The sequence below is a fragment of the Bacillus sp. AK124 genome, assembly GCF_053903085.1.
Window position 1 is genome coordinate 3,013,625 of sequence record NZ_CP096378.1, and the last position, 12,718, is coordinate 3,026,342.

General features: G+C 42.3%; 11 protein-coding genes and 1 other annotated feature (1 of these 12 only partly in view). Of the genes, 1 reads left to right on the forward strand and 10 read right to left on the reverse strand.

Features of this window, described 5'->3' with window-relative positions; genetic code table 11:
• Positions 1 to 9, forward strand: a binding site (T-box leader) (it extends 213 nt beyond the left edge of the window).
• Between the two features lie 52 nt (positions 10 to 61).
• Positions 62 to 1,054 (forward strand): tryptophan--tRNA ligase, encoded by a 993-nt coding sequence (gene trpS, locus M1E06_RS15220; protein WP_011197767.1) that lies wholly within the window; start codon positions 62 to 64, stop codon positions 1,052 to 1,054.
• 244 nt (positions 1,055 to 1,298) lie between these two features.
• On the opposite strand, the gene M1E06_RS15225 is transcribed toward trpS, so the two are convergent.
• The 10 genes from M1E06_RS15225 to M1E06_RS15270 all read right to left on the reverse strand — a co-directional run bounded on the left by M1E06_RS15225 (position 1,299) and on the right by M1E06_RS15270 (position 12,669).
• The gene (locus M1E06_RS15225; RefSeq protein ID WP_003180605.1) at positions 1,299 to 2,051 is read right to left on the reverse strand and encodes a YjbA family protein; all 753 of its coding nucleotides are present in this window, start codon (positions 2,049 to 2,051) and stop codon (positions 1,299 to 1,301) included.
• A gap of 214 nt (positions 2,052 to 2,265) precedes the next feature.
• A complete protein-coding gene (locus tag M1E06_RS15230) occupies positions 2,266 to 3,531 on the reverse strand; it encodes an MFS transporter (protein WP_011197766.1) in 1,266 nt (421 codons plus the stop codon).
• 32 nt (positions 3,532 to 3,563) lie between these two features.
• Positions 3,564 to 4,121, reverse strand: coding sequence for a flavoprotein (locus tag M1E06_RS15235; protein ID WP_009328837.1), 558 nt, complete (start codon positions 4,119 to 4,121; stop codon positions 3,564 to 3,566).
• Positions 4,114 to 5,466 (reverse strand): radical SAM/SPASM domain-containing protein, encoded by a 1,353-nt coding sequence (locus M1E06_RS15240; protein WP_216904238.1) that lies wholly within the window; start codon positions 5,464 to 5,466, stop codon positions 4,114 to 4,116. Before M1E06_RS15240 ends, M1E06_RS15235 begins: the two co-directional genes overlap by 8 nt.
• A gap of 519 nt (positions 5,467 to 5,985) precedes the next feature.
• Positions 5,986 to 6,900 (reverse strand): oligopeptide ABC transporter permease, encoded by a 915-nt coding sequence (gene opp4C / locus M1E06_RS15245; protein WP_023856649.1) that lies wholly within the window; start codon positions 6,898 to 6,900, stop codon positions 5,986 to 5,988.
• Positions 6,901 to 6,918: 18 nt separating this feature from the next.
• Entirely contained in the window at positions 6,919 to 7,869 is a 951-nt protein-coding gene (locus M1E06_RS15250; RefSeq protein WP_023856648.1) for an ABC transporter permease, read from the reverse strand.
• A 75-nt stretch (positions 7,870 to 7,944) separates the two neighbouring features.
• Positions 7,945 to 9,576: a peptide-binding protein gene (locus M1E06_RS15255; protein WP_023856647.1), complete on the reverse strand. Its 1,632-nt coding sequence runs from the start codon at positions 9,574 to 9,576 to the stop codon at positions 7,945 to 7,947.
• A 112-nt stretch (positions 9,577 to 9,688) separates the two neighbouring features.
• The gene (locus tag M1E06_RS15260; protein WP_026579903.1) at positions 9,689 to 10,672 is read right to left on the reverse strand and encodes an ABC transporter ATP-binding protein; all 984 of its coding nucleotides are present in this window, start codon (positions 10,670 to 10,672) and stop codon (positions 9,689 to 9,691) included.
• Between the two features lie 42 nt (positions 10,673 to 10,714).
• On the reverse strand, positions 10,715 to 11,689 hold the full coding sequence (locus M1E06_RS15265; RefSeq protein ID WP_003180594.1) for an ABC transporter ATP-binding protein: 975 nt from the start codon (positions 11,687 to 11,689) through the stop codon (positions 10,715 to 10,717).
• Between the two features lie 191 nt (positions 11,690 to 11,880).
• Positions 11,881 to 12,669 (reverse strand): DUF2268 domain-containing protein, encoded by a 789-nt coding sequence (locus M1E06_RS15270; protein WP_023856645.1) that lies wholly within the window; start codon positions 12,667 to 12,669, stop codon positions 11,881 to 11,883.
• Between the last annotated feature and the right edge of the window lie 49 nt (positions 12,670 to 12,718).

Sequence of the window (12,718 nt, forward strand, 5' to 3'; positions counted from 1 at the left end):
GTCCCTTTTCTTTTAAGGGAAGAATGGGCCTTTTTATTTTGAAATGGAAAGAGGGATTCACATGAAAAAAACGATTTTTTCCGGTATCCAGCCGAGCGGCTCTGTCACCCTCGGCAACTATATCGGAGCGATGAAGCAGTTTGTCGACTTGCAGGATGACTACAACTGTTACTTCTGCATCGTCGATCAGCACGCGATCACAGTACCGCAGGACCGGCTCGCGCTGAGAAAGAACATCCGGAACCTTGCCGCGCTGTATTTGGCGATCGGCCTCGATCCGAAAAAAGCGACGCTGTTTATCCAATCGGAAGTGCCTGCACACGCCCAGGCGGGATGGATGCTTCAGTGTGTCGCCTACATCGGCGAGCTTGAGCGCATGACGCAGTACAAAGATAAATCAGCCGGAAAAGAAGCTGTCGTCTCCGGGCTTTTGACATATCCTCCATTAATGGCTGCGGACATTCTGCTTTATGGAACAGACGTCGTCCCTGTCGGAGAAGATCAGAAGCAGCATCTTGAATTAACCCGGAACTTGGCGGAGCGTTTCAATAAGAAATATAATGACATTTTTACGGTTCCGGAGGTTAAAATACCGAAGGTCGGCGCCCGCATTATGTCACTTGCCGACCCGCTCAAAAAGATGAGCAAATCAGATCCGAACCAAAAAGCGTTCATCACCCTGCTTGACGAACCAAAACAGCTTGAGAAAAAAATCAAAAGCGCTGTCACGGATTCCGACGGAATCGTCAAATATGATAAAGAAAACAAACCCGGTGTATCCAACCTTCTGACGATCTATTCGATTCTCGGACAAGCCTCAATCGAAGAGCTTGAAGCAAAATACGAAGGCAAAGGCTACGGCGAATTTAAATCAGACCTTGCCGAAGTCGTCATCGGCGCGCTGAAACCGATTCAAGACCGTTACCACGAATTGATCGAATCTGAAGAGCTGGACCGGATTTTGGACGAAGGCGCCGAACGCGCAAATCAAACAGCAAACAAGATGCTAAAAAAAATGGAAAACGCGATGGGACTCGGCCGAAAAAGACGCTGATCCAAAAACACCTTCCGATTGTACGATAATCGGAAGGTGTTTTTCATAGAGAACAGCCGCAGCTCCGCATTCACTTGCCTCCGGATCACGATATTTCTATAATAAATGATTCAAAACACATGTCTCCAGTCCTTCATTGACCGCTTTGTCAGAAAGACAGCTCATATTTTTTATTTTTCAATATAGAATTTTCGCTTTTACAAATAAAAAGACCGCCGTACTTCCGGCAGTCTTGATTCTTAATTTAGTTGACTTTAGACTCATTCTCAATTTCCCAAAGCTTTTCAAAAAACGGCTGTCCTTTAATCAAATTTTCACAAAAGTCCCTGTGTTTGTCTGACCATCCGTCGATCGTCTCATTGAAAAGCATGTCCCAGATTTCTTCAAATGTCATGCGCTTGATCTGTTCATACATATACGGATTCCATTCGGTGTACCAATAAGCGATCTCGGCCCGATTTTGGAGCCCTTTGAGCTGATCGAGCGCCATGAACAGCAGCTGTTTGAGCTGGCGTTCTTTTCTCGTTAATCCTCTGACATGCTCCGGTGATAAAGATAAAATGTGGTATTCTTTGGAAGATTGCAGCTTCTCTGGTGCAAACTCGTAAGTTTCCGCTTCAACGTCCTTCACCATTTCATAAACGAGCTGCTCCTGTCTCGGAATGAGGCGGCTTTTTCTTACCGGTATTGTGTAACCGGCCGTATCGACCGCGAGAATACCAATGCCGTCCGTTACGACGAAACAATGATCAAGCTGTGTCCGCTCATGATTTTTACGAATATACGCTTTTTGATGAACCTCGTTCAATAATTCGGCCGGAAGCTCTGACAAATCATTTTCTATGTAGTGAAACAAAACGGACGACACCCTTAACAAAGGCACCTGGTCAAGCAATTCAACACTGTCTTCCTTCCGCCATTCATGAAAGTGGCAGACGTTGTAGCCATTTTCTTCTCCCTCAAACCAATTCACCCACACATCATGAAGAAACAACATTTCTAACCCCTCACTTTTAATAAAAACTGTTGTCCACAGTATAGGCAAGGGGGCAGGAATTTATTCCAAGCGGATGAGATTATGGCAATCGCCGTTAAAAAAAAGCCAAGGGCGGCAATCCCTCAGCTTTTTATTTCATATTCTTCGGATCAAGCGTATCGCGGAGTCCAGACAATGGGCAAAATCATGATGACTGAATGAAGCAATTCACACATTATTTATTCAACACGTTTGTAAAAAAGCTGTATTCTTTAGCGTTTATTTTTTCTGATGAAGGAATTGATCTTAAAGAAGACTGAAACACCCAATAAACAGATACAAACAGCATGGCAATTCCTCCTATAAAGAAAACCTTATCGCTGCCGATCAATGACGCGGTAAACCCTCCCAGCAAAGATCCAAAAGGAGCTGCTATGCTTGTCAAACTTGCGATAAAAGAAAAAACTCTCCCTATAAACTCTTCCGGCAGTATGCTTTGCAAAATGGACATGAAAATGACGTTTGTCACGCCGATGGATATTTGAGACAAACCAAATAAAATAATCGATATGTATGAAGAGGTGGCGATCGCCGAAATACTCCATAAAACCCCTGAAATGAAAAATCCGTATATCGTAAGTGATCCTATCGCGAATCGGCCAAACACTGTTGCGAATATTGAACCTAACAGTAAACCGCATGACATGGAAGCCAAATAATATCCATAGTATTCTTCTCCTCCTCTAATCGAAGAGAAGCTTGGCAAAATCACAATCGTCGCACTAAGCATGAAGTTAGAAATCATCGAGCCCAAGAGGATTTTTGGAATGAGGGAATGACGAATGAGTGTAAATCCCTCTTTTATATCCGTTGTATAATTGTGTATGACTTTTTTGAAGTGGAATCGGGGCTTATGTTCTATCTCATTTTTTTGTTCTAATTTTACGCACTTAAAAAACAGCGCCGCTAACAAAAAAGTGAAAGAGTCAACTAAGTATATGCTTATAGCTCCTGCCGAAGCAATCACAATACCTGCAATACCAGTAAATATAATATCTGTACCTTGATATGAAAATGACATAAGTGAGTTTGCTTTAACTAGATCTTGACTTTTGATTATTTTAGGCAGTGCGGCAGATTGCGCAGGATAAGTAAATTGCTCAATGAATACGATAAGAGGCATAATCATCATGATGATCCAAATGTTCAAATATCCAATGAAATAAAAAAGCGGAATAATCAACACCAAAATAGCTTGGATGAGTTGACTCCAAACCAAAACTTTATTTAATCTGACTTTATCAACAATCGGACCTGTTAAAAATTGCAAAACAGTTGGGAACATCGTCAAAAAACCAGCTAATCCGGAATAAAATGTACTTTTTGATAAATCAAACACAAGCCACATTGCCGCAACTGTATACATACTGTCCCCAATATTGGTTACCAAACGCCCTAATATCAAAAATAAAAAGTTTTTATTTTTCAATACGCTTAACATCGTTAATACCTCTATTCATTTAACAGGACTGTTTAGCTTTTTGATAAAACGGTTCCTTTTTCACTTAGCAATTTCAAAAGTTCATCAGGATCTGGAAGCCCCGCTTCAGTTTGAACAATTTCCCCACTTGATGCTTTTATTCCCAAGCTGGTAGTATTAACAAAAATATGCCCGAACTCTTTTATAATTTTTACATTTTTTTGTACAGCAGGATTATTCCACATTTCATTGTTCATGTTTGGAGCAATATATATAGCCTCTGAATAATTAAGTACACTTAAACTTAAAAGGTCATTGGCAGCTCCGTTAGCTATTTTTGAAAGCGTAGCCGCAGAAGTAGGAAGTATAAGGAAACGATCTATTTCGTTTACTAGTTCTACGTGTAAGATTTTAGAAGAACAATCAGAAAAAACATTCTCATAAACTCCTTGAACAAAAGGCCTTATAGCTCGCGGAGATAGGAATCGTTGAGCATTTTCTGTCAAAATAACATCTATGTCATATTCGTCGCGTAAAGTATAGATAAATTGAGGAAGGTTGATTGCACCAATTGTACCTGTAACCCCTAACAACATCTTTTTTTTACCCATAAATGGAGTCCTCCTCTACAAGGTTTAGATATCTCTTAAGGTTTTGTTTTATTGGCGGACATGGAGTTTTTTCCGCTTCAATCCGTTCTAAAGGGCAAGCATTTCCTTGACAGGCAGGTCTAAAATAGCATTTAGTGCAATTCGGATCTTCATTAGCTCCTCCGGAAAGCCAAAGTGAGAGCCTTTCTTCATATAATTCCATTTCTCCATTCTCTTTAATATCGCCAACGTGATTTAACGGGTTATTAAATGCAACTGTACATTTGTATACCATCCCATCTGATCCAATAACATAAGAATTTGGATTTGATGCATAACATTCTGAACCCCCAGGCTCCATAAATCCTTTATAAAAATTAAAATTAAATCCTTGTTCTTGTGCATATTCATAATAGGGAAATAAATCTTTGGTATTACATAAATGAATATTACTAGATTGTTCTCCTTTTAAATTGAGAACAGGGATAAAATGCATTAAAAATCTAGGATCATCTTTAAACAAATCTCTCATTAAATCTATATAATCATACATCACTTCAGAAACATCTTTACTGATATTTGATCTTAGAAGTATAGAATATTCATAACTTGTGTTTTTTAAATTGACCAAATTTTCAATAATTTTATTAAATGTTGGACCCCCGTCTTTTTTTATTCTTTGTCTATCATGAGTTTGACTATTACCATCCAAAGTAATTTGAAAATCACTAACATTAAGTTCTATTAACTTCTTAAATTTTTCCTCATCTAAATTATATCCATTTGTTGTTATATCTGCAAAATAATCTACCTTATTTTTATTACACAACACTTTAATTTCTTCAGACAGTTCTTGGATTACATTAAAAGATTCTAAGGGCTCTCCTCCAAACCAAGATATATTTAAATTTTTGTAGCTCACCAATTCTTTTTCAAGAAAATTCAAAATCCCCTTTTTTACATGAGTTTTCATTTCCTTTTTTAAAAAATCCTCGTAGCAGTAAATGCATCGAAAATTACAGTCTTCATTTGGCAACAGGATTAAATGCAATGTTCGATTTTCTGATAATAACTTAAATTTTTGAGCAGTTGCTTTTTTATACTCATCTGTGTCATATCTTACAATAAATCCTTTGTTATATAAAAGATCAATCCACTTATCACCTTTTTCAAATTTTATTTCTCTTCTATGCAATATATTTAGTACTTTTTCTTTTGTTCCATTTGAAAATTTGATAATTTCCCCAGTATAAGAATTATAAAGCTTAATTTCTTCATTGTTTTTTTTGAGTATAATATTAAATCTTGATGGCTTTAACTTAATCTTTTCCAACACATGAATTTGGTTTTTGTTTCTATTAAACAAAAGTATTCCCCCTTATAGCTTTTAAAAAATTGCTAGAGTCAACTTTATATTCTATCTCTGATGTATTTGTCTAAAAGGGTGTTAAAGGAAGTGAGCAAAGTTTTTTGTTTAAGTGTGCAATTAAATTCTTTTTAGAAAAAAATTAAATTGAGGATGTTGTGTACATTGAACTTGATCAATATACCTAGAGGTCTGGGGTGAAATTATTCAGAAGTAATTTAAGAAAATTGTTCAGAGTGAGATACCAAAGACTTATGACTTATGATGATTATTCATCTTTGGTACCTCATTCATTAAAGGCTAAATACATCTACTAACAGAGAACATTAATTCTATGTCCACTATTTCGGTTACCTAGATTTTCTTTTTTATTTTTCATTTTTATTCACCTCCTTAAAGAACATAGATAAATTTTTTTTGTATTACACTTTAAATATACCACCCTAAAATTCCAATAGTCAACTTTTTTTCAATTTTTTTCAAGTTAATATCTAGTTTTCTCTTCCTAATTTTCTATATTCATTTAATATTCTTCGGATCAAGCGCATCGCGGAGTCCGTCGCCTAAGAAGTTAAAGCACAACACAGTGAGCAGGATCATCAGGCCCGGGAACAGCGGATACCACCACGCCTGGATCATGATCGTAAAGTTCTGTGCATCCTGAAGCATGTTTCCCCAGCTTGCCATCGGCGGCTGAACCCCGAATCCAAGATAGCTTAATGCCGATTCCGCAAGGATCACGGTACCGACTGAAAGCGTCGCGGCAACGATAATCGGCCCCATCGCATTCGGAAGAATATGAGAAAAGATGATTTTGTAATTTCTTGTGCCGATCGTTTTCGCCGCCAAGACGAACTCCCTCGACCTCAAGGACAAAAACTCGCTCCGGACAAGGCGCGCCGTCGTCGTCCATCTCGTCAAGGCGAATATTAAAATCAGTTTATCTATGCCCGGCTGGAAGATGGTGACCAGCGTGATTAACAGAAAGATGTCGGGTATGGATAAGATAATATCAACAATTCTCATTAAAATGGCATCAATGATTCCGCCGAAATAGCCGGCGATCGCTCCGACAACGGTTCCGATGGTGATCGAACCGAGGACAGACGCGAAACCGACGAGCAGCGAGATTTGTGCGCCGTACAACAGGCGGCTGAAAATATCCCGGCCGAATTTATCCGTTCCCATCAAATGCTCCGCGCTCGGCGCTTTTAATTTGTTCATCAGATTTTGCTGTTCCGGCGGGTATGGAGCAATCAGCGGTGCAAACAAGGCCGACAGTACAATGATAAGCAAGAGAATTCCGCCGATGACAGCGAGCTTGTTTTTGAAAAACTTCTCGAAAAAGATTTTTGTCATCGTTTCCGGTTTTTGCGAAACGTTTTCTTGAAGCCCGATCTCCGCTGAAGGCACTTGTGGATTTGGCTGTGTCATGATTTACTCCCCTCTTTCTTAATACTCAATCCGCGGATCGATGATCGCATACAGAATGTCCGCTATTAGATTGCCGATGACAACCAGTACAGCGGATATGACGGTCATCGCCATAATCACGGGATAGTCTCTTTGAAACGCGGAATCAATAAACAGCTTCCCGAGTCCAGGCCAGCTGAAGATCTGTTCGGTCACCACCGCACCGCCGATAAAGGAAGGAATCATCAGTCCGAAAATCGTCACAACCGGGAGCAGCCCGTTCCGCAGTCCATGCTTGTACACGACCCGATTTTCTTTAAAACCTTTCGCTCTTGCCGTCCGGATAAAATCCTGGCGCAGCACATCCAGCATGCTTGACCTTGTATATCTCGTAAGCCCGGCCATATCTGCGGTGGCGAGTACGAAAGCAGGCAAAATTAAATGATGAATCCGATCCCACAAGCTAAAACCCGAATTCAGCGTCATAACGCCCCCGGTCGGAAACCAGCCTAAATTCACGGATAACACCATAATTAAAATTAAACCGAACCAAAAGTTTGGAACAGCAAGTCCGATAAAAGACGTAAACGTAATACCGTAATCAAGCTTTGAATAGGGCCGCCTCGCCGAGAGCACGCCGAGCGGGATCGAAATCAGAAGCGCCAGAATCGTTGATACAAGCATTAATAAAAGCGTATTCGGAAGCCTGGCAAGAATCAAATCGATAACAGGCGTTCCTTTCCTGACGATCGAAGTGCCAAAGTCCCCTTGCATCATATTGCCGAGCCATTTCAAATATTGAATATGTTCGGGCTCATTCAGTCCGTATTTTTCGATGAACTTCTCGCGGTCAGCCTGTTTAATGGACGGATCGACCATCAGTGACACCGGATCACCGGGAGCCGCTTTCATGATCGCGAAAGAAAGAATGGTAATCCCAAACAGGATCGGAATAGACATCAGCGTTCTCCGAATAATGTATGTAACCATCTTCTATTCCCCTTTTATCATGGATTTTAAAAACCAGGGAGAGGAACATCCCCTCTCCCTTTAGAGAATATTAGATTATTTTTTCAGCCACCATTTGTTCACTTCATAGAAATCGTTTTTCGGATGAAATTCGAAGCCTTTCAGGTTTTTAGGGATCGCCCGGTGGTAGTTATAATAGAACAGGAATGTATACGGCTGATCTTCGGCAATCATTTTGTAAATTTTCTCGTAAGCTTTCGAATATTCTTTCCGATCCTTCAGTTTTTTCGCGTCGACGAGAAGCTTATCGACTTCTTCGTTTTTGTACCATATGTTATTTAAGCCCGCTTTCGACTGGCTGGAGTGGAAGATATCATATTGATCAGGGAAGGTCGCCAAGCTCCAACCGAGCAGGAGTGCGTCATAATTCCAGTTTGGCGCGCTCGTTTGTTCAATTAAAGCGCTGAACTCGACGATTTGCGGCTTCGCTTCGATTCCGACTTCTTTCAGCTGCTGCTGGATGACAACCGCGGCATCTTCGCGTACTTTATTTCCCTGGTTCGTTTTAATGGTAAAGGAGAACTTTTTACCGTCTTTGTCTAAAATGCCGTCACCGTCTGTATCTTCCCAACCCGCTTCTTTGAGCATTTTCTTCGCTTTTGCCGGATCGTATTCAAAGACCGGGATATCAATGTCTTTCGGATAGTTCCATGATAAAGGGCTTTCCGGAATATTCGCGACTTCCCCATCGCCGTCCAGCACATTTTGAACGATCGATTCGCGGTCAATCGCATGGGTTAAGGCCTGGCGGACTTTTTTATCTTTAAACAGCTCATTTTTTTCGTTCCAGCCGAGGTATGAATAGTTCAGGCCTAGATCAGACTCAAGCTTGACATGATCGAATTTTTCGACCGTCTTCACATCCGTGCCCGGGACGACGAAATAATTAATGTCTCCCGCCTGAAGCTGGGCGATCGCTGCATTGGCATCCGGAATCACTTTGTATGTCAGCGTGTCAAGGTATGGCCCTTCACCGTAGTAATCCTCAAATGCTTCCACTTTAACGTATTGCCCCTGTTTCCACTCTACGAATTTAAACGGTCCCGTTCCGATCGGTTTTTTCCTGTTAAATTCGTGTTCGCCAAGGTCTTTAATCGGCACGTCCCCTAAAATATGCTCAGGGAGGATTCCGTAGCTTAAAGAGACAGGCAAAAATGAAGGGTCCGGATGCTTGAGCTTGAATTCAACCTCGTAGTCTCCTTTTTTCGTCACTTTATCAATCATTCCAAAATTGGAGCCGCGCTCACCGGCATAGTCTTTGCTTAATGGGATGTTATACGTAAACACGACGTCATCGGCCGTAAACTCCTCGCCGTCATGCCATTTTACGCCTTTTTTCAAGGTCACGTTATACGTTATGCCGTCTTCCGACTGATCTATTTTTTCAGCAAGCTTCATCGTCGGATTCAAATCGGTGTCAGAGCCGACAAGTCCGTCAAAAATAAACCCTTCAATATCAGAGCTTGACACATCGGTTGAATATAAAGCGTTGAACATCGTAGGCTCCCCTGTAGAACCGATGACCAAGTCACCGCCCTTTTGCGGCTTCCCGTCAGATTTGCCTTCTTTTTCGTCCCCTCCGACTTCGCCGCTGTTGCAGGCCGTTAGAAAAATCGATAAGATCAGCAGCAAGCTTAAAATTGAAAATCCTGTTTTGCGTTTATTCATTTTATGAATTCCCCCTTATTAAACTGTTGTCCTTCTTTCCACCCGATTGACCCCCGTTTTTTAAAGAAGACATTCCCCCTCTCAAGGATTTAATATGTGACGGCCTTCCCCTTTATTCGTAAAGGTGGCATGCCACGAAATGGTTTGTTTTCGCTTCCTTGAAAGCGGGTTCGGCTTCCGCGCAAATCGCTTTTGCGGCCGGACACCTCGTATGAAAGACACAGCCTTTCGGAGGGTTGGCGGGGCTCGGCAGCTCGCCTTTTAAAACGATTCGCTCCCGCTTTGTTCCGCCTTTCTTCCTGGTGACGGGAACGGCGGACATAAGCGCCTGCGTGTATGGATGAAGCGGGTTGTTGTACAGCTCATGCTTGTCTGTCAGCTCCATCATTTTGCCGAGATACATGACGCCGACCCTGTCGCTGATATGGCGGACGACGCTCAAGTCATGGGAAATGAACAAATATGTCAGATTGAATTCTTCCTGAAGCTCTTCCATCAGGTTGATCACTTGAGCCTGGATTGACACGTCCAATGCGGATACCGGTTCATCGGCGATAATAAGCTCCGGATTTAAAGCCAGCGCCCGCGCGATTCCGATCCGCTGGCGCTGCCCTCCGGAAAATTCGTGGGGATAGCGGTTCGCAAACGACGGGTGCAGCCCGACCTTAGCCAAAAGCTCTTCGGCTTTTTCGTTGCGCTCTTTGAAATTGTACATATGATGCGTGTTGAAGGGTTCTTTGATGATGGAACGCAGCGTTTTTCTCGGGTTCAGTGAGGCAAACGGATCTTGGAAAACCATCTGGATGTTTTTGCGGACGCTCTTTCTCAACGCTTCTTCCGACAAACTTGAAATGTCGCGACCTTTGTAAAAGATCTGTCCTGCCGTCGGTTTATAAAGGCGGATCATCGTCCGTCCGGCGGTCGACTTTCCGCAGCCCGATTCACCGACAATGCCGAGTGTTTCGCCGCGTTTAAGCGAAAAGCTGATGCCGTCCACCGCTTTGACGTCGCCGATTTTTTTCTGAAATATCCCTGAGCGGATCGGAAAGTACTTTTTGACATCTTTCAGCTCCAGAAGGGATTCTTGCGGGTTCATTTCCTCTCCGGGCTGTAATGGTTCAGCTGATGAAGTCATCCCTTATTCTCCCTCCTCATATAAAAAACATCTGACAGACCGGCCGTCCGGACGCGTCTTCAAGTCCGGCTGCGCGCCCCAGCATTTGTCGCCCGCACTCGGACACCTCGGAGCAAACCGGCAGCCGGCCGGAAGGTTGTCAGGCGTCGGCACATTTCCTTTAATGGCTGTTAATTTTTCAATGGAGCCTTCAATAACAGGGATGGAGTTTAACAGTCCTTTTGTGTAGGGATGCAGGGGTTCATCGAATAGTTCATCTACTGTGGCATTTTCAACAACTTGTCCGCAATACATGACGATCACGCGGTCCGCAATTTCGGACACAACGCCGAGATCGTGGGTAATGAGAAGTATGGAGGTATCGAATTTGTCGCATAGGTCTTTCATCAGTTCCAGCACTTGCGCTTGAATGGTGACGTCAAGCGCTGTAGTCGGTTCATCCGCGATGAGCAGCTTCGGATTGCAGCTTAAGGCAATGGCGATCATCACCCTCTGCCTCATGCCGCCCGACAGGCGGTGCGGATATTCTTTCATCAGCTCGCCTGCCCTCGAAAATCCGACAAGCTTTAATAATTCTACCGCTTTTTTGGCAGCTTCTTTTTTCGATAGCTTTTTATGATAGATCAGCACCTCTGTGATTTGTTCGCCGATCGTCAAAACCGGATTGAGCGAGGTCATCGGCTCCTGAAAAATCATCGAGATTTCATTTCCGCGGATCTTGCATAAATCTTGTTCTTTGTATGTAACGAGATCCCGTCCTTCGAGCTTGATGGAACCGTTCATGATCTTTCCGCCCGAGCCCTCGACGAGTCCCATGATAGACAGAGACGTGATGCTTTTACCGGATCCCGATTCACCAACCAGCGCCACGGTTTCTCCTTTTTTGATTGAAAAATCGACGCCGTCCACTGCGGGTATCGGCTGTTTTTTTCTGAAAAAATAAGTTTTTAAATCATTGACTTCCAGCAATGCGCTCATCCAGATTCCCCTTCCATAGACCAGAAGTTAAATATTACGAAAAACTAATATATTACTTTTTTAGAATTTTCTTAATATGACTGAATTATCTTAAAATTTTATAGTTGTATATTATTACATAATCATTACAAAAGCAAGGAGTTTTTTGATTTTTTGTAATAATATTAATTTAATCCCATAATTTTAGTATTTTAAAGCGATAGCTTTATAAAGTCTTCTGACGGGAAGGATAAAACGTCGGCAACCTTCAAATTTCGAGCCGATAAATATTTTTTTACAATACTGTAACCGACAGCATATCCGACCATGTCGGGGTAAGGACCTTTTCCAAATAAAATATTGGAGAATAGTCGGTTATCATGTCGGCGCAGCTCGAAATGAGGCTTTACGAACCGGTCCTGGAAATGACAAAGCTGTTTTTCGGAGTAATATGACGTCCATGCAGCTGTTTCGGCTTCTCCCAACCGTTCGAAAACGGCATATTCTGCGATGCCTTCGAGAATGATTGTATCAAGCAGCGTCATCTTTTTTTCTTCTTTCGGCATATTTTCTAACCGGCAAACGTGATTATATTCGTGCGTCATGATCGCAGAAATCGATGACCGGGGAAGATCGGCCGATAAAAACAAAAATAATTTGTCGCTGAACGCAAGGCCTGATTTCGAGCCGAATTCGACGCGGATTTTGCGGTTTCTTTCATCGACCGGCAGGATGAAAATCGGAACATCCGGCCCATTCCATCTTTTGCAGAGCAGCTGTTCTTCCCGTCTGACATGCTGAAATACGCTGTTTTTCTTAAGCTGCTTCATCGTACGCTCGCCGTCCGTCCACGAACGGAACATGCCGTGGGTCTGCAGGTGGCTGACAATCGCCGCCGCATCCGCTTTTGAAGCGCCTTTAAAATACGGCAGGAGAAAGCTTGACAATTCCCGCACGGATGAAGCCTGTTCAAGCCATTCATACGTGCTTGCTATACTCATTTAGATCACACTCCTTTTTCATCTGTATGGTATGCACGCTAAAAAAAAC

Coding starts and splice junctions, on each gene's coding strand:
- M1E06_RS15265 (WP_003180594.1), bottom strand. CDS start 11,689: ATGAGCGCATTGCTGGAAGTCAATGATTTAAAAACTTATTTTTTCAGA.
- M1E06_RS15230 (WP_011197766.1), bottom strand. CDS start 3,531: ATGTTAAGCGTATTGAAAAATAAAAACTTTTTATTTTTGATATTAGGG.
- M1E06_RS15225 (WP_003180605.1), bottom strand. CDS start 2,051: ATGTTGTTTCTTCATGATGTGTGGGTGAATTGGTTTGAGGGAGAAGAA.
- M1E06_RS15235 (WP_009328837.1), bottom strand. CDS start 4,121: ATGGGTAAAAAAAAGATGTTGTTAGGGGTTACAGGTACAATTGGTGCA.
- M1E06_RS15270 (WP_023856645.1), bottom strand. CDS start 12,669: ATGAGTATAGCAAGCACGTATGAATGGCTTGAACAGGCTTCATCCGTG.
- M1E06_RS15250 (WP_023856648.1), bottom strand. CDS start 7,869: ATGGTTACATACATTATTCGGAGAACGCTGATGTCTATTCCGATCCTG.
- M1E06_RS15255 (WP_023856647.1), bottom strand. CDS start 9,576: ATGAATAAACGCAAAACAGGATTTTCAATTTTAAGCTTGCTGCTGATC.
- opp4C (WP_023856649.1), bottom strand. CDS start 6,900: ATGACACAGCCAAATCCACAAGTGCCTTCAGCGGAGATCGGGCTTCAA.
- M1E06_RS15260 (WP_026579903.1), bottom strand. CDS start 10,672: ATGAACCCGCAAGAATCCCTTCTGGAGCTGAAAGATGTCAAAAAGTAC.
- trpS (WP_011197767.1), top strand. CDS start 62: ATGAAAAAAACGATTTTTTCCGGTATCCAGCCGAGCGGCTCTGTCACC.